The sequence below is a fragment of the Actinokineospora inagensis DSM 44258 genome (assembly GCF_000482865.1).
Lineage (GTDB): Bacteria > Actinomycetota > Actinomycetes > Mycobacteriales > Pseudonocardiaceae > Actinokineospora > Actinokineospora inagensis.
Map to the genome: position 1 here is coordinate 99,437 of NZ_KI519520.1, position 19,526 is coordinate 118,962.

At 71.3% G+C, this 19,526-nt stretch carries 1 protein-coding gene and 1 pseudogene; both read left to right on the top strand.

Going from position 1 to position 19,526, the window contains the following annotated elements:
• Positions 1–65: 65 nt before the first annotated feature.
• On the top strand, positions 66–15,140 hold the full coding sequence (locus H504_RS38035; RefSeq protein WP_425394096.1) for a type I polyketide synthase: 15,075 nt from the start codon (positions 66–68) through the stop codon (positions 15,138–15,140).
• A gap of 10 nt (positions 15,141–15,150) precedes the next feature.
• Positions 15,151–19,311, top strand: a pseudogene (locus H504_RS38040) (type I polyketide synthase); the annotation flags it as partial.
• Positions 19,312–19,526 lie beyond the last annotated feature (215 nt).

Consider the following 19,526-nt stretch of genomic DNA (forward strand, 5'->3'; position numbering starts at 1 on the left):
GCGGGTTCCGCGAGCCGGTCGTGCGCCGTCCGAGAGGTCTGGGGTAGATGGCAGACAAAGAGACCTTGCGGGACTACCTCAAACTCGTCACCGCCGACCTCCGGCAGACCAAGGCCCGGCTGCGCGAGGTCGAGGAGGGCGCGCGGGAGCCGATCGCCATCGTCGGGATGGCGTGCCACTACCCCGGTGACGTCCGCTCCCCGGACGACCTGTGGCGGCTGGTGGCCGAGGGCCGCGACGGCGTCACCGAGTTCCCCGCCGACCGCGGCTGGGACGTCCGGTTCTCCGACGACCCGGACGTGCCCGGCACCAGCTACGTGCGGCACGGCGGGTTCGTCGCCGACGCCGCCGAGTTCGACCCGGCGTTCTTCGGGATCTCCCCGCGTGAGGCGCTGGCGATGGACCCGCAGCAGCGGTTGTTGCTGCGGGCGTCGTGGGAGGCGTTGGAGCGGGCCGGGATCGACCCGGAGGCGTTGCGCGGCAGCCGGACCGGCGTGTTCACCGGCACCAACGACCAGAGCTACCTGTCCCTGCTGGTCGGCGACCCGCAGGGCACCGAGGGCTACCTGCTGACCGGCGGCGCGACCGCGGTGGCGTCCGGCCGGGTCGCGTACGTGCTGGGCCTGGAGGGGCCCGCGGTCACCATCGACACGGCGTGCTCGTCGTCGCTGGTCGCCATGCACCTGGCCGCCCAGTCGCTGCGCTCGGGTGAGAGCACCCTGGCCCTCGCCGGTGGTGTGACGGTGATGGCCACGGCGGGGGTGTTCACCGAGTTCAGCAGGCAGCGCGGGTTGGCCGCCGACGGCCGCTGCAAGTCGTTCGCGGACGCCGCCGACGGCACGGGGTGGGCCGAGGGCGTCGGCGTGGTCGTGTTGGAACGGTTGGCCGACGCCAGGCGCAACGGTCACCGGGTTTTGGCCCTGCTGAAGGGTTCCGCCGTCAACTCCGACGGCGCGTCGAACGGGTTGACGGCGCCGAACGGGCCGTCGCAGCAGCGGGTGATCCTGTCGGCGCTCGCGTCGGCCGGGCTCGGACCGTCCGATGTGGACGCCGTCGAGGGGCACGGCACCGGCACCGTGTTGGGCGACCCGATCGAGGCACAAGCCCTGCTCGCCACCTACGGCCAGGGGCGCACTGAGCCGCTGTGGCTGGGATCGGTCAAATCCAACATCGGGCACACCCAGTCCGCCGCCGGGGTCGCCGGGGTCATCAAGGTGGTGCAGGCGCTGCTGGCCGGGGTGTTGCCGCCGACGCTGCACGTGGACGAGCCGTCGCGCGAGGTCGACTGGGCCGGTGGGGCGGTGTCGTTGCTGACCGGGGCCCGGCCGTGGCCCCGGGGCGGGCGGGTGCGCCGGGCGGGCGTGTCGTCGTTCGGGGTGAGCGGCACCAACGCGCACCTGATCATCGAAGAGGCACCGGCGGTCGAGGACGAGCCGGGCCCGGTGTTCCCGGCGGAGGCGCCCCTGGTCTTGTCCGCCCGCTCCCAGGCCGCGCTGCGCGAGCTGGCGGGTGAGCTGCTGGTGGTTGACGGCTCGGCCACTGACATCGCCTGGACGTTGAGCGGCCGCGCCTGCATGGAACATCGGGCCGTCGCGTTCGGGCCCGACGACCTCCGCGCTTTGGCCGACGGTTCGTCAGTACTCCATGGGCAGCAGCCGGGCGAGCTGGCGTTCCTGTTCACCGGCCAGGGCGCCCAGCGGGTCGGGATGGGCGACGGGCTGCGGGTCTTCCCGGTGTTCGCCGCCGCACACGACGAGGTCATGGCCCGGCTCACCGGGTTTGACCTGCGCACCGAGGCGATCGACCAGACCGCCAACGCGCAGGTCGGCCTGTTCGCCCTGGAAGTGGCGCTGTTCCGGCTGTTGGAATCCTGGGGTGTGCGGCCGGGCGTCCTCATTGGACACTCGATCGGCGAGCTGGCGGCTGCGCACGTCGCGGGCGTCCTCTCCCTCGACGACGCCTGCGTGCTGGTCGCGGCCCGCGCCCGGTTGATGCAGGCCCTGCCGACCGGCGGCGCGATGCTGGCTGTCGAGGCGGATGAGAACGAGATCCCGGCGGCCCTGGACCTGGCCGCTGTCAACGGACCACGGTCGCTCGTCGTCTCCGGGGTTGGCGACCTGGTCGACGAGTGGGAACAGCGGTGGCGCGCGGAAGGCAAGCGGGTCAAGCGGTTGACCGTCTCGCACGCATTCCACTCGCGACTGATGGAACCGATGCTCGACGAGTTCGGTCGGGTCGCGAGCGGGCTGACCTTCCAGCCGCCGCGGATCCCCATCGAGGCCGCTGGCGATGTGACCACACCGGACTACTGGGTCCGGCAGGTCCGCGACACCGTCCGATTCGCCGCGGCCGTCGAGCGCGCCGACGCGACCCACTACCTGGAGTTGGGACCGGACGGTGTGCTGTCCGCCCTGGTCGACGGCACGCCCGCACTCCGGGCAGGCCGCGACGAGCCCAACACGCTCTTGCGCGCCCTCGCCGCGTTGCACGTCAACGGCATCGGAGTTGACTGGCGGGCGGTTCTCGGCGGTGGACGGCTCGTCGACCTGCCCACGTATCCGTTCGCGCGCGAGCGCTACTGGCCGCGCCCCGGTGTTTCCGCCGGTCTCGGTACCACCGGACACCCGTTGCTCACCGGGTCCGTCGAGGTCCCGGGCGGTCGCCTGTTCACCGCGCGCCTGGACCTGACCGCGCGCCCCTGGTTGGCGGACCATGTCGTGCACGGCCAGGTTGTGCTGCCCGGGACCGCATATGTCGAGATGGCCCTGTTCGCGGGTCGCACGATCGGCATCCCGGGGCTGGCCGAGCTGGTCCTGGAGAACCCGATCGTCCTGGAAGGACCGCTTGACCTCCGGCTGAACGTGGACGATGAAGGCACGTTCACCGTCCACACGCGACTCGACGACGACTGGGTCCAGAACGCCACCGGACGGCTCGCCGAGGCCGACCCGGTCGAAGCGGACTTCGCCCAGTGGCCGCCGGTCGGCGCGGAGTCGGTGGACCCGGAGGCGGTATACGACCGCTTGGCCGCTGCGGGGCTTGTCTACGGTGAAGCGTTCCGGGCCATTCGATCGGTGTGGGTACGCGGCGCGGACGTGTTCGTCGACCTCGTCACCGAGGATCGCGGCTACCTTGTCCACCCTGCCTTGCTTGACGGTGCCCTCCAATCCGTTGCCGCCCAAGCAGGTACGGCTGAAGCAGGCGTTCCCTTCACCTGGACCGGTGTGACGGTCCAGACCACTGGCGCGGTCGAGTTGCGGGCCAAGGTGTCCCCGGTGGACGGCGGCATCAGCGTGGTCGCGGTCGATCCGGCGGGTGCGGTCGTCGTCTCGGTCGACCGGGTGATCACCCGACCGGCTCAGCGCACCGGCGTCGACACCCGCGACCTCTACACCGTCGACTGGGTCCCGGCCGCCGACACCCCGCTCCCGCCGCACACGGTCATCGAGCCGTCTGATGTGGACGACCTGCTGCCGCGACTCCAGGCGTTGCTCGCGGGGGACGACGTGGTGGTCATCCGCACCGACAACGCCGTCCGCGCGCTCCCCGGTGATGACGTCGACCCGGTCAAGGCCGCGATCTGGGGCCTGGGCCGATCCGCGCAGTCCGAGCACCCCGGCCGCGTCATCCTGGTGGATGGCGACCCGGCCAAGGCGACCGGCGACTCCCAGGTGGCCGTGCGCGGCGACACGCTGCTGGTACCACGACTGTCCGCTGTGGACCAGGGCTTGCGTGTTCCCGAAGGCCCGTGGCGGCTGGATATTATCGAGCGCGGCACGGTGGACAACCTTGTCTTGGCGCCGGTCGAGCACCGCGAGCTGGCCGACCGCGAGGTCCGGATCGCGGTCAAGGCCGCTGGGCTGAACTTCCGGGACGTGCTCAACGCGCTCGGCATGTACCCGGGCGAGGTCGACCTGGGCGGTGAGACCGCCGGTGTCGTCACCGAAGTCGGCCCGGCCGTGACCCGGTTCCAGCCGGGCGACCGCGTTCTCGGCCTGGTCACCGGCGCGATCGGCCCGGAAGCGGTCACCGACGAACGCCTGCTTGTCGCCATGCCCGCCACCTGGTCGTTCGTCACCGCGGCCACCGTCCCGGTCGTTTTCGCCACCGCCTACTACGGACTGGTCGACCTCGCTGACCTCAAGGCGGGCGAATCCGTGCTGGTCCACGCCGCCGCCGGTGGAGTCGGCATGGCGGCCGTGCAGTTGGCGCGGCACCTGGGTGCCGAGGTCTACGGCACCGCGAGCCCGGCCAAGTGGCCCGCGACCGGCCTGGCCGACGAGCACCTGTCCTCGTCGCGTGATCTTGACTTCGCGGACAAGTTCCCGCAGGTGGACGTGGTTCTCAACGCACTCGCGGGCGAGTTCGTGGACGCCTCGCTGGGGTTGCTCAAGCCTGGCGGCCGGTTCGTCGAGATGGGCAAGACCGACGTCCGCACCGGGGTTCCCGGCTACCGCGCGTTCGACCTCGGCGAGGCGGGGCCCGACCGCATCGGCGAGATTCTGAATGTCCTCATGGGCCTCTTCGCCGCAGGCACCCTGACCCCGCTGCCGGTCCGCGCGTGGGACGTGCGGCGCGCGGCGGAGGCGTTCCGGTTCGTCGGGCAGGGCGGCCACATCGGCAAGGTCGTGCTCACCCTGCCCCGCGCCCTGGACCCCGACGGCACCGTCCTGATCACCGGCGGCACCGGGGCGCTCGGGACCGCCCTCGCCCGGCACCTCGTCGACAACCACGGCATCGGCGACGTCATCCTGGTCAACCGCTCCGGCCACGGTGACGTCCCGGGTGCGCGGGTCGCGGCCTGCGACATCACCGATCGGGACGCCCTCGCCGCGCTGGTCGGCGGAATCCCGAACCTCACCGGCGTGTTCCACCTGGCGGGCGTGCTCGACGACGGTCTGGTCGAGTCGCTGACCCCGGACCGGGTACGCGCGGTGTTCGGCCCGAAAGCGCTTGCGGCCCAGTACCTGCACGAGCTGACCGACCCGGACGTCTTCGTCCTGTACTCGTCGATCTCCGGCACCTTCGGCAGCCCCGGCCAGGCCAACTACGCGGCGGCCAACGCCTACCTCGACGCCCTCGCCACCGCCCGGTACACCGCCGGGCTGCCCGCGCTGGCGCTGGCCTGGGGCGCTTGGCGCACCGAGGGCGGCATGCTCGGTTCGCTCGGTGCCGCCGAGGTCGACCGGATTGCCCGGTCCGGCTACCCGCCGCTGTCCGTCCGACACGGACTGTCGCTTCTGGACTCGGCGCTCGCCCTGCCCGGCCCGGTGGTCGTCCCGGTCACCCTGGACCGCCCGGTGCTGGCGGGCAAGCCGGTCCCGCCGCTGTTGACCGCGTTGATCCGCCCCAAGACCGGGCCTGCCGTCGACCCGACCCGCCTGGTCGACCTGGTGTGCGCGCAGACCGCCGCCGTTCTCGGGTTCCCGTCGGCCGCGTCGATCGACCCGGACCGGCCGTTCAAGGACCTCGGGTTCGACTCGCTGACCGCCGTCGAACTCCGCAACTCGCTCGCCCTCAAGATCGGCAAGCCGCTCCCGGCGAGCCTGGTCTTCGACCACCCGACCCCGACCGCCGTCGCCGACCACCTGCGACGGTTGCTCGACGCCGCTCCCGCCAAACCCCGGCAGAAGGTCGAGACCACCGTCGGGGTGGACGACCCGATCGCGATCGTCGGCATGGCCTGCCGGTTCCCCGGCGGTGCCAACACCCCCGAGGCGCTGTGGCAGTTGGTGCTCGACGAGGTCGACACCATCGGGGCCGTGCCCGGCGACCGTGGCTGGACCGAGCAGGCCTTCGTCGGCGGGTTCCTGGCTGACGCCGCCGACTTCGACGCCGCGTTCTTCTCGATCTCCCCGCGCGAGGCCCTGGCGATGGACCCGCAGCAACGCCTACTGCTGGAAACCGCCTGGGAGGCCGCCGAACGCGCGGGCATCGACCCGACGACGCTCAAGGGCAGCCGGACCGGTGTGTTCATCGGCACCGCCACCTCCGGGTACGGCATCGGCCACTTCGACATCCCCGAAGGGTCTCGCCCGCACGTGCTCACCGGCACCGCGACCAGCGTGATCTCCGGCAGGCTCGCCTACGCCCTCGGCCTGGAAGGCCCCGCCGTCACCGTCGACACCGCCTGTTCGAGTAGCCTCGTCGCCCTGCACCTGGCTATCCAGGCGATGCGCAACGGCGAGTGCGACCTTGCGTTGGCCGGTGGCGCCACGGTGATGACCTCGCCGAGCATGTTCATCGACGCGGCCCAGGGCGGGGCGCTCGCCGGGGACGGCCGGTGCAAGGTCTTCGCCAAGAGCGCCGACGGCACGGGTTGGGGCGAAGGCGTCGGTATGCTGCTGGTCGAGCGGCTCTCGGACGCGGTCAGGCGCAACCACCCGGTGTTGGCACTGGTCAAGGGTTCGGCGGTCAACTCGGACGGCGCGTCCAACGGTCTCACCGCGCCGAACGGTCCCGCGCAGGAACGGGTGATCCGCCAAGCACTGGCCTCGGCCGGACTGCGACCGTCCGAAGTGGATGCCTTGGAAGCGCACGGAACCGGCACCGAGCTCGGTGACCCGATCGAGGCGCAGGCCGTCATCGCCACCTATGGCGCGGACCGGGCGAACCCGCTGCTGCTGGGCTCGGTGAAGACCAACATCGGGCACACGCAGTCCGCCGCCGGGGTCGCCGGAGTGATCAAGATGGTGCTGGCCCTGCGGCACGGGGTGCTGCCCCGGTCACTGCACATCGACGAACCCACCCCGCACGTGCCGTGGGACCGGGGCGTCCGGCTGCTGACCGAGCGGGTCGACTGGCCCGCCACCGGTCGCCCGCGCCGCGCCGCCGTGTCGTCGTTCGGTATGAGCGGCACCAACGCGCACACCATCCTTGAACAAGCACCGGAAACCGCTGCTGCCGAGCAGTCCGGCGACGGTCCGTGGCTGCTCTCTGCCCGCTCCGCGCAAGCCCTTCGTGCTCAGGCGGCTCAGCTCCACGGCATCGACCCGAGCGGCGTCGCGTTCTCCCTGGCTCGCCGGACGCAGTTCGAACACCGAGCTGTCCTCTTAGGACCTGACCACGCGGCCCAGCTCGCGGCCCTCGCTGATGACCTCCCGGCAGCCGGGTTGGTTCGCGGGGTTGTGACCCGGCCTGGCCGGACCGTGTTCGTCTTCCCGGGGCAGGGCACCCAATGGGCGGGCATGGCGGACGCGTTGCTGCGCGAGTCGCCGGTGTTCCGGGACAAGTTCCGCGAGTGCGCCGCCGCGCTGGGGCGGCATGTCGCCTTCTCGGTGGAGACGGCCCTGCTCAACGCCGACTTCGACCGGCTGGACGTGGTGCAGCCGGTGTTGTTCGCCGTCATGGTGGCGCTGGCGGAACTGTGGCGGGACCGGGGGATCGAGCCGGACGCGGTGGTCGGCCACTCGCAGGGCGAGATCGCGGCCGCCCACATCGCCGGAGCGCTGACCCTGGCCGACGCGGCGCTGATCATCGCCGAGCGGAGCAAGCTGCTGCTGCGGTTCGCGGGCCTGGGCGCGATGGCGGCGGTGTCGCTCTCGCACGACGAGGCCCTGGCCCGGATCGAGCGGTTCGACGGCAGGCTCACCATCGCCGCCGTCAACGGGGCCCGGTCCACCGCCGTCGCCGGGGACCACGAGGCGGTCGACGAGCTGATCGCCGAGCTGGAGGCCGCCGAGATCCGGGTCCGCCGGGTGCGGATCAACGGGGCCGGGCACTCGCCGGTCGTCGACGCCGTCCGCGCCGAGGCCCTGCGAATCCTCGCCCCGGTGGTCCCGCGCGAGTCGACGGTCCCGTTCTACTCGACCGTCACCGGCGCCCGCCTCGACACCACCGAGCTGGACGCGCACTACTGGTTCGGCAACATGCGTCGCCCGGTCCGGTTCGAGAGCGCGACCCGGGCCCTGCTCGAAGACGGCCACGCCACGTTCATCGAGTGCTCCCCGCATCCTGTTCTGGCGGGCGGCATCAACGAAACGGCGGACGACTTCGGCGTCGACCCGGTGGTACTGGCCACATTACGCCGGGACGAGGGCGGTCTGGCGCGGTTCGCGCTGTCCGCCGCTGAGGCACACGTGCGGGGGATCAGTCCGACCTGGGAGTTCGCCGGGGCCCTGGTCGACCTGCCCACGTACCCGTTCCAGCGCTCCCGCTACTGGCTGGAGCCGACCGAGGCGGGCTCCACCGCCGAGGACGCCAAGTTCTGGGCCGCCGTCGACCGTGGTGACGCCGACACCCTCGGCATCGATCCGGCCGCACTCCCCGCATTGGCCGCGTGGCGGGCGAAGACACGCGAAGAGTCCACTGTGGCCGATTGGTCCTACCGGGTGGTCTGGCGGCAGTTGAGTGCGCCGAAAACCGCGGAGCTGACCGGGGCGTGGGCGGTTGTCGCGTTTGGCCACCAGGCTGAGCTGGCCGCCCGGGTTGCGGCCCAGATCACCGCCGCAGGCGGCGAGCCGCACATCCTCCGGGCCGATGGCGCCTCGGAGATGTCGTTCGCGGGTACGGTTTCCCTGCTGGGCCTGGACAGCACGCCGGACCACGCCGCGACGTTGGACCTGCTCAAGATGGACGGTCCACTGTGGCTGCTCACCAGCGGCGCCGTGTCGGTCGGCCGCACTGATCCGTTGGGTGATCCCGACCGGGCGCAGGTCTGGGGTCTCGGCTTGGTCGCGACCCTGGAGCGACCCACCCAGGTCGCCGGTCTCGTCGATCTGCCCGTCAACTTCGACGACCGGGCCATCGCGCGGGCACTCGCGGTGTTGGGCGGCGGCGAGGACCAGGTCGCCGTCCGCTCCTGGGGTGTGTTCGGGCGCCGGATGGTGCGCGCGGGCGAGTTGCCCGCCCAGCGCGACTGGCGTCCACAAGGGACAGTTCTGGTCACCGGCGGCACCGGCGCGCTGGGTGCCAGGGTCGCCCGGTGGCTGGTCGACCGTGGCGCCGAGAAGGTCATCCTGACCAGCAGGCGCGGGCTCGACGCGCCGGGCGCGCGGGACCTGGTCGACGAACTGGATGTCCTGGTCGTCGCCTGTGACGTGGCCGACCGGGACGCGGTGGCCGCGTTGCTGGCCGAGCACCCGGTCAACGCCGTCGTGCACGCGGCGGGGGTCGCCCAGTCGACGCCGGTCACCGAGACCACCGCCGAGGAACTGGCCGAGATCACCGCCGCCAAGGTCGCCGGGGCCGCGCACCTCGACGAGCTCGCGGGCGATGTCGACGCGTTCATCCTGTTCTCCTCGGGCGCCGCGACCTGGGGCGGCGCGGGCCAGGCCGCCTACGCCGCAGGGAACGCCTACCTCGACGCGCTCGCCCAGTACCGCCGCGCGCGGGGCCGACCGGCGACTTCCGTCGCGTGGGGTGGTTGGGCTGACGGCGGGATGGCCGACGCGGCCGCCGTCGCCGCGCTGGGCCGCCGTGGTCTGCGCCCGATGGACCCCGACCTCGCCCTGGTCGCGCTGGGTCGGGCGGTGGACGCGGACGTCACCTGCCTGACCGTCGCCGACATCGACTGGCCCCGGTTCGCCCCCGGCTACACCGCCGCCCGCCCCCGGCCGCTGATCGGCGAGATCCCCGAGGCACAGGTCGAGGAAGCCGCTGTCGAGAGCGACGAGCTGCGCGACCGGGTGCTCGCGTTGCCCGACGGCGACCGCGCGGACCACCTGCTCGACCTCGTCCGCACCCAGGCCGCCGCCGCGCTCGGGTACACCGACACCACCGCCGTCGAACCCGACCGGGCCTTCCGCGACCTCGGGTTCGACTCGCTGACCGCCGTTGATGTGCGCAACCGGCTCAGCGCTGCCACCGGTCGCCGCCTGTCCGCGACGATGGTGTTCGACTACCCGACTCCGCGCGCCCTCGCCGGTCACCTGCTCGCCGACGTCCTCGGCCTGACCGGCCCAGTCAGCCAGGTCACCGCGAGCGCGTCCGACGAGCCGATCGCGATCATCGGTATGAGCTGCCGCTACCCCGGCGGTGTCAACTCGCCGGAAGACCTGTGGCGACTGGTGCTGGCCGGGACCGACGCGGTCACGCCGTTCCCCGACGACCGTGGCTGGGACCTCGACGCCCTCTACCACCCAGACCCGGACAACCCCGGCACCTCGTACGTCCGCGAGGGCGGTTTCGTCCTGGACGCCGGGCATTTTGACGCGGAGTTCTTCGGGATCAGCCCGCGCGAGGCGACCGCGACCGACCCGCAGCAGCGGATGCTGCTCGAAGCGACCTGGGAGGCGTTCGAGCGGGCCGGGATCGACCCTGGTACCCGGCGGGGAAGCCGGGCGGGCGTGTTCGTCGGTACGTCCTTTGTGGGCTATGGCATCGGCGCGCTCGCCCCCGGCAGCGACGCGGAAGGCTTCTTCCTCTCCGGGACGGGCACGGCGGCGGCGTCCGGGCGGGTGTCTTACACCTTCGGGCTTGAGGGGCCGGCGGTCACTGTGGACACCGCGTGCTCGTCATCGCTGGTGGCGATTCACCTTGCCGTGCAGGCGTTGCGGCGTGGGGAATGTGATCTCGCGGTGGCGGGTGGCGTGGCGGTGTTGCCGTCGCCGACCTCGTTCACCGAGTTCAGCCGTCAGCGCGGGCTCGCGGCCGACGGCCGGTGCAAGCCGTTCGCGGCGGCCGCCGACGGGACCGGCTGGGGTGAGGGCGTCGGTGTGCTGCTCGTCCAGCGGCTGTCGGACGCGGTGCGCGACGGGCATCCGGTGCTGGCGGTCGTGAAGGGCAGCGCGATCAACCAGGACGGCGCCTCGAACGGCCTGACCGCGCCCAACGGGCCGTCGCAGCAGCGGGTCATCCGGGCGGCCTTGGCCGATGCCGGGCTGCGACCGTCTGATGTGGACATCGTGGAGGCGCACGGAACCGGGACGACGTTGGGCGACCCGATCGAGGCCCAAGCGGTCATCGCCACCTATGGGCAGGAACGGGAACACCCGCTGCTGCTCGGCTCGGTCAAGTCGAACATCGGGCACACCCAGTCGGCCTCCGGTGTCGCCGGGGTGATCAAGACCGTGCTGGCGTTGCGGCACGGGATCGTGCCGAAGACCCTGCACGTCGACGAACCCACCCCGCATGTCGACTGGGCCGAGGGCTCAGTCGAGCTGGTCTCGGAGACGGCCCCCTGGCCTGCGGTGGACCGGGTGCGACGCGCGGGCGTGTCGTCATTCGGCGGCAGCGGGACGAACGCGCACCTCGTGCTGGAGCAGTACACCGCCCAGATGCCCGAACCTGCGGAGACTTCCTCGCCGGTGCCGTGGGTGATCTCCGGCCGGACCGACGACGCTCTGCGCGACCAAGCGGCGAAACTGCGTGACTACCTGGTCGAACGCAAACCCGCACCGGCCGACGTGGCGTACTCGCTGGCCACCACTCGCGCCCGGTTCGACCACCGCGCAGCCTTCATCGCCGCCGACCTGGATTCCGCTGTGTCCGCTTTGGATGATGTGGCCGTTCGGGGGGTCGCGCGGACCGGGAAGACCGCGTTCGTGTTCCCCGGGCAGGGTTCGCAGTGGGTGGGGATGGCGGTCGAGCTGCTGGCGACCAGCGAGGTGTTCGCCGCCGAGCTGCACGCCTGCGCCGAGGCCATCGCCCCGCACGTCGACTGGAACCCGCTGGACGTCCTGACCAGCGGCGATGGTCTGGACCGGGTCGATGTCGTGCAACCGGTGCTGTTCGCGGTCATGGTGTCGCTGGCAGCGCTGTGGCGGTCACACGGGGTCGAGCCGGACGCGGTGGTCGGCCACTCGCAGGGTGAGATCGCCGCCGCGTACGTCGCGGGCGCGCTCACATTGGACGACGCGGCCAAGGTCGTGGCGCTACGGGCGAAGGCGATCACGGCGCTGGCCGGACACGGCGGCATGGTGTCGGTGTCCTTGCCGGTCGAGCAGGTGCGGGATCGGCTGAGCCGCTATGCGGGGATCTCCGTCGCGGCCGTCAACGGGCCCGCAACCGTGGTGGTCGCCGGTGAGGTCGACGTCTTCTTGGCCGACTGCGAAGCGGAAGGTTTGCGGGCCAAGCGAATCCCAGTGGACTACGCCTCCCACTCGCCGCAAGTCGAGCGGATCGCCAACGACCTGCGGCGCCTGCTCGCTGATATCAACCCGCGTGCCTCCCGGGTCCCGTTCCGTTCCACGGTCACCGGCGATTGGCTGGACACGACCACATTGGACGGCGAGTACTGGTACCGGAACCTGCGGCAGACCGTCGAGTTCGAGTCCGCAACCCGCGCGTTGGCCGATCAGGGCTACCGGTTCTTCGTCGAGGTCAGCCCACACCCGGTGCTGATCCCGGCCATCAGCGAGACGGTGGACGCCGTCGCGGTCGGCACCCTGCGCCGGGACGAGGGCGGTCTGCCGCGTTTCCTGGAGTCCGCCGCCGAGCTGCACGTCCACGGTGGACCGGTCGACCTGCGGGCGGCGTTCGACGGGCTCCCGGTGCGGGCCATCGAGTTGCCCACCTACGCGTTCCAACGGCAGCGGTACTGGCTGGAGCTGGTTTCCGCCGGGCTGGGCGATGTCGCCGCCGCCGGCCTGACCGCCGCCGACCACCCGCTGCTCGGGGCCGCCGTGCCGCTGGCCGCAGGCGACGGGCTGGTGCTCACCGGTCGGATCTCGCCGCGCACCCACCCGTGGTTGGCCGACCACTCGGTTCTCGGCACGATCCTGTTGCCCGGCACGGCATTCGTCGAACTCGCCGCGCACGCGGGCGCCCAGGTCGACACCTCGCGCGTCGCTGAGTTGACCCTGGGCACACCGCTGGTTCTCGGCGAGCAGGACGCGGTATCGTTGCAGGTCAAGGTCGGTGGGCCGGACGGCGCCGGTCGACGCGAGATCTCGATCCACTCCAGCGCCGACGGCACCACCTGGACCAAGCACGCCACCGGCACCCTCGCCCCCGCCGCGCCACTTGGTCTCGACTGGACCGTGAGCGGCGAACCCGTTGACCTGAGCGGGTTCTACGGCGGCATCGCCGATCTCGGCTACGGCTACGGTCCGGCCTTCCAGGGGCTCACGGCCGCTTGGCGCGCGGACGGTGTGGTGTTCGCCGAAGTCCGGTTGCCGGAGGACCTGCCGTCGACCGGGTTCGCGGTGCACCCCGCGCTGCTCGACGCCGCCCTGCACGGCATCGGCCTGCTCCGCGAAGGCACCGACCGCCCGGCCGAACTGCCGTTCTCCTGGAACGGCGTGACCGTGATTCCCACCAATGCCAAAGTCCTGCGCGCTCGCATCACCGAGTCCGACGCTGGTGTCGAACTCCAGGTCACCGACGAAAGCGGCAATCCGGTCGCGCACGTCGAGGCGTTGGTGGCCCGGCCGATCGGCGCCGAGCTGTCGACCGCGCGCCGGGGCATCGCCGACGCCCTCTTCCGGCTCGACTGGTCCACTCCGATCACCCTCGGCGACCCCGGCACGTCCCGGTGGACTCTGCTCGGCCCGGACCCGCTCGGCCTCGGTTCGGCGCTCGCCCTGGGTGGCAATCAGGTGATCACCCACGCTGACCTGGACCAACTGCTCGAAAATGAGGTTGGTGATGCCACTGTTGCCCAGTTCATCGCCGACGAGGCCGACGAGTCACCGGAACGGGCCACGACGAGAGCACTGGACCTGGTGCGGGCGTGGCTCTCCGACGAGCGGGTGGCGGCGGTACCGCTGATCATTGTCACCCGCGGCGCGGTCGCCGTCACCGATGGGGAATCACCGGATCTGATCGCGGCACCGGTATGGGGGTTGCTGCGGTCGGCCCAATCCGAGCACCCGGACCGGTTCTGGCTGGTGGACGTCGACCAACCCGGGTTGGTCGCGGCGGCCGTCTCCGCCGGGGAGCCGCAGATCGCGGTCCGTGGCGCGCGGGCGTTCGCCCCCCGGCTGGTCCGGCACCCGATCACCGACGGCGACCCCGGCCTGACCGGGACCGTGCTGGTCACCGGCGCGACCGGGACCCTGGGCGCGGCTTTGGCCCGGCACCTCGTCACCGCCCACGGTGTCCAGGACCTGTTGCTCACCAGTCGTTCTGGGCCGCAGGCGGCCGGCGCGGACGAGTTGGTCGCCGACCTCACCGACCTCGGCGCGCGAGTGCGACTGGTCGCGTGCGATGTCGCCGACCGGGACGCCGTCGTCGAACTGCTGGCCGCCAACCGGGTCGACGCGGTAGTCCACACGGCGGCCGTGCTCGACGACGGTGTGCTCACCGCGCTCACCCCCGACCGGGTCGCCAAGGTGCTGGCTCCGAAGGTGCGGGGCGCGCTCAACCTGCACGAACTCACGTCCGACCTGTCCGCGTTCATCCTGTTCTCCTCGGCGGCGGGCGTGTTCGGCGGCGCGGGTCAGGCGAACTACGCCGCTGCCAACGTCTTCCTCGACGCCCTCGCCCAACACCGCCGCGCCCAAGGGCTTCCGGGCGTGTCGCTGGCCTGGGGACCGTGGGCGGAACGCACCGGGATGACCGGTGAGCTCACCGACGCCGACGTGCGGCGGGTCATGCGGTCCGGCCTCGGCCAACTGTCCACGGAGGACGGTATGGCGCTGTTCTCCGCGGCGAGCGGGGCCGGCGCCGCCGCGCTGGTGCCGATGGCGTTCAACCCGGGCGCGCTGCGCGGTCGTGGCGCGGTGCCGCCGGTGCTGCGGTCGCTGGTCCGGGTCGACACCCGGGCCGTGGCCGACGTGCGGGCCAGGATCGACGCTGCCCCCGAGGCCGATCGCGGCCGGATTCTGCTCGACCTGGTCCGTGGCCAGGTCGCCGCCGTCCTCGGCTACCCGGACGCCGCCGCGGTCGCCCCCGACCGGGGATTCCTCGACCTCGGCCTCGACTCGCTGACCGGCGTCGAACTGCGCAACCGGCTCGCCGCCGCCACTGCCCTGCGCCTACCCGCGACGCTGGTGTTCGACCACCCGTCCGCCGGTGCGGTCGCCGACTTCCTGCGCGGCGAGTTGGGTCCACGTTCGGCGGGTGAAGCGGTCCTCGCCGAGCTGACCCGGCTGGAGTTGTCCTTGGGCGGGGTCCAGGACGGCGATCGGGAGCGGGTCGCCGCCCGGCTGCGCGCGCTGGCGGCCCGCTGGGACGCCCCAGCCGCCGGTGCCGACCTCGCGGGCGCGTCGGCCGAGGAGATCTTCGACCTGCTCGACAGCGAGTTCGAGAAGTCCTGAGAGGACGGTCATGGCCGACGAGGAGAAGCTGCTCGCCTACCTCAAGCGGGCCACGACCGAGTTGCGCGCGGCCCGGGACCGGGTGCGCGCGCTGGAGGACCGGGCCGCCGAGCCGATCGCCGTCATCGGTGTGGCCTGCCGGTACCCGGGTGGTGTCGAGACCCCGGAAGACCTGTGGCGGCTGGTGTCCGACGGGGTGGACGCACTTGGGCCGCTGCCGACCGACCGGGGCTGGGACCTGGCCGCGCTGCCCGGGTCCGCCGAGGGCGGGTTCCTGGCGGACGCGGGCGGGTTCGACGCGGGCATGTTCGGGATCTCCCCGCGCGAGGCGCTGGCGATGGACCCGCAGCAGCGGCTGTTGCTGCACGTGTGCTGGGAGGCGGTCGAGCGCGCCCGGATCGATCCGTTGTCGCTGCGTGGGAGCCGGACCGGGGTCTACGCGGGCGTCATGTACAACGACTACGCGACCTCGGTGCCCCCGGAGGCGTTGGACGGATTCCTGGGGACCAGCAACGCGAACAGCGTGCTCTCCGGGCGGGTCGCGTACAGCCTCGGACTCCAGGGGCCTGCGGTGACCGTCGACACCGCGTGCTCGTCGTCGCTGGTCGCGTTGCACTTGGCCGCTCAGGCGTTGCGGTCGGGGGAGTGCACGCTGGCGTTGGCGGGCGGGGTCACGGTGATGGCCGGGCCGATGATGTTCGCCGGGTTCGGGTTCGACGAGGGCACGGCCGCTGACGGTCGCTGCAAGTCGTTCGCGGCCGCCGCCGATGGCACCGGGTGGGGTGAGGGCGTCGGCGTTCTGTTGCTGGAGAAGCTGTCGGACGCGGTGGCTCATGGGCACCCTGTGTTGGCGGTGGTTCGGGGGTCTGCGGTCAACTCCGATGGGGCGTCGAGTGGGCTGACGGCACCGAACGGCCCCGCACAGCAGCGGGTGATCGACCAGGCACTCACCGCCGCGCGGTTGACACCATCCGATGTGGACGTGGTCGAGGGGCACGGGACCGGGACCGTGCTCGGCGACCCGATCGAGGCGTCGGCGCTGGCGGCGACCTATGGGGCCGGGCGGGTGGCACCGCTGTGGCTCGGGTCGGTGAAGTCCAACATCGGGCACACGCAGGCGGCGGCGGGGGTCGCCGGGGTGATCAAGATGGTGTGGGCGCTGCGGGAAGGTGTGCTGCCCGCGACGCTGCACGTGGACGAGCCGTCGCCGCACGTGGAGTGGGGTGCGGTACGGCTGGTGACGTCCGCGCGGGCCTGGCCGGAGGTGGCTCGGCCGCGCCGGGCGGCGGTGTCGTCGTTCGGGGTCAGCGGGACCAACGCGCATGTCATCTTGGAACAGGCGCCTGCGGCTGACGTTCGGGACGAGGCTGTTCCGAGTGGACTGTTGCCGTTCCTGGTTTCGGCCCGGTCTGGGGTGGCGCTTCAGGGGCAGGCTCGGCGGTTGGCTGGCCTGGCCGTGTCGCCGGGGGATCTGGCGCGGTCGTTGGTGGAGACGCGGGCGGCATTGGAGCACCGCGCGGTGGTGCTCGCCGAAGATCCGACCGCTGGTCTACGGGCCTTGGCGGACGGGGTGGAGTCGCCGGAGGTGGTGCGGGGAACCGCTGTGAGTGGGCCGGTGGCGTTTCTGTTCACCGGGCAGGGCTCGCAGCGGACCGGCATGGGGTTGGCGCTGCGGGTGTTTCCTGCCTTCGCACGGGCGTTTGACGAGGTGTGTGCCGGGCTGGGGCTAGAGGTTGGCGTGTTCGAGGGAGGACTTGACCATACGTCGATTGCTCAGCCCGCGTTGTTCGCTTTTGAGGTGGCGTTGTTCCGGTTGTTGGAGTCGTGGGGGATGCGGCCGGACTTTGTGATCGGGCATTCGATCGGGGAGTTGGCTGCGGCGCATGTGGCTGGGGTGTTGTCGCTGGCGGACGCGTGTGTGTTGGTGTCGGCGCGGGCGCGGTTGATGGGCGCGTTGCCTGGGGGTGGGGCGATGCTGGCTGTTGAGGCGGCTTCGGTTGAGTTGCCGGAGGGGGTGGAGCTGGCTGCGGTCAATGGGTCTTCTTCGCTTGTGGTCTCCGGGGACAGCGCGGTTGTGGAGCGGTTGAAGGCGCGGTGGGTCGCAGAGGGGAAGCGGGTCAAAGAATTGGCCGTGTCCCATGCCTTCCACTCGCACCACATGGAGCCGATGCTGGACGAGTTCGCTGTGGTGGCCAAGGGGTTGGCCTATCGGCGGCCGGAAATTCCGGTGTTGCCCACGGCCGATGGGGATGTGGCCACGCCGGAGTACTGGGTGCGGCAGGTGCGGTCGACGGTGCGGTTCGCGGACGCGGTGGCGGAGGCGCGGGCGCAGGGGGTTCGGCGGTTTGTCGAGATTGGGCCGGATGGGGTGTTGGCGGCTCAGGTTGAGGGGATCGCGACCCAGCGGGCCGGGCGCGATGACGTGGGGACGTTGCTGCGGGCTGTCGCGTCGGCGCACGTCTTGGGTGTTCCGGTGGACTGGCGGGCTGTGTTCGAGGGCGGGCGGGTGGTTGATCTGCCTACGTATGCCTTTGATGTGCGGCGGTATTGGCCGGTTCGGGAGGTTGACACGGCGTTGTGGCGGTATCGGGCGGAGTGGCAGCAGGTGCCAGCGGGGCCGGTGCCGGTGCTGACGGGGACCTGGTTGGTGTTGGGGGCGCCGGAGGTTGGGCGGGCTATCGCGCGATATGGGGCGACCGTGGTTGACACGGACAACGGGGGGCCGTTGGCCGGTGTGATTACTGGTCTTCCGCTGGTCGAGACTTTAAGGGTTGTGCAAGCGTTTGTGGGGCGGACTCGGGTGTGGGCGGTGACGGTTGGCGAGTCGCCGGACTCGTCGGCGGTGTGGGGGTTTGGGCGGTCGGTGGCGCTGGAGTACCCGGACGGGTGGGGTGGGTTGATCCAGCTTGAGCCGGGGTTTGACGAATCGTTGATTCCTGGGGTGTTGGTGGGGCGGGAAGACCAGGTTCGGGTGTCGTCGGTGGTGGAGGGGCGGCGGTTGCGTCGTGCGCCGGAGGCGGTGGGGGTGTGGAGTCCTCAGGGGACGGTGCTGGTCACTGGGGGGACAGGGGCCTTGGGGCAGCATGTGGGGCGGTGGGCTGCTCGGACGGCGGATCGGGTCGTGTTGGTGAGTCGGCGGGCGCCTTCGGTTGATTTTGATGCGGTGGTTGTGGCTTGTGATGTGTCTGATCGGGATGCGGTGGCTGCGTTGGTGGCGGAGTATCGGCCGGATGTTGTGCTGCATGCAGCGGGGGTTGGGGGGTTGGGGCGGGTTTCCTCGTTGAGTGCTTCCCTGGTGGAGTCGGTGTTTGCGGGGAAGGTGGAGGGGGCTCGGCATTTTGCGGAGTTGTGTCCGGATGCCGAGTTGGTGCTGTTCTCGTCTGCGGCGGCGACGTGGGGTGGGGCGGGACAGGCTGCTTACGCTGCGGCGAATGCGTATTTGGATGGGTTGGCTGCTGGGCGGGCTCGGACTACCTCGATTGCTTGGGGGCCTTGGGCGGGGGAGGGGATGGCGGCGGGGAGTGATCTTGCCCGGCGGGGGTTGGTGGGGTTGTCGGTGGAGCAGGGGTTGCGGGCGCTGGGGGAGGCGGTGGCGTCTGATCGGGTGGTGACGGTGGCGGGGGTGGATTGGGCTCGGTTTGTGCCGGTGTTCACGGCTGCTCGGGACAGTCCGTTGCTGTCGGAGTTGGTGCCTGTTGCGGATGTGGATGAAGGGTGGTTTCGGGCGCGGCTCGCTGAGATGCCTGGCGATGAGCGGGCGGGTGCGGTGGCGCAGTTGGTTCTTGTTGAGGCGGCGACTGTGTTGGGGCATGCGGATCTTGGGGGGATTGAAGCTGGGCGGGCGTTTCGGGAGTTGGGGTTTGATTCGTTGACGGCGGTGGAGATGCGGGATCGGATTGCTTCGGCTACTGGTCTCTCGTTGGCTGCGACGGTGGTGTTCGACTATCCGACGCCTGCTGCGTTGGCGGGGTATTTGTTGGGGGAGCTCGATCCTGAGGTTTCTCTTCATGAGGTGTTTGCGGGGATATCGGTGGAGCGGTTGGAGGAGGCTGGGTTGTTGCAGCCGCTTCTGCGGTTGGCTGGGTTGGCGGACTCCTCGGAGGTTTCTGATCTGGACGCGTTGAGTGGGGATGAGTTGTTGCGGTTGGCGTCTGGTGGGGGAATGGTGTGAGGGGGCACTGGGCCTCGGCTGCGCCTCGGGGGACTGCTTGTCGCCTGGCGGCGACGCCGCTGGATGCGCCAGATTTTACGGGCGGTGCCCGTTGTGGTGAAGTTGTTTTGTTTGGGGCCCCTAGCGGTAGCCTGGGTAAGGCTAAAAGGCGGGGCCACTGGAAAGCGTGGCCTTACCCGCCTGCCGGCTTAGGCCACCGCTCCCCCCAAACAAAA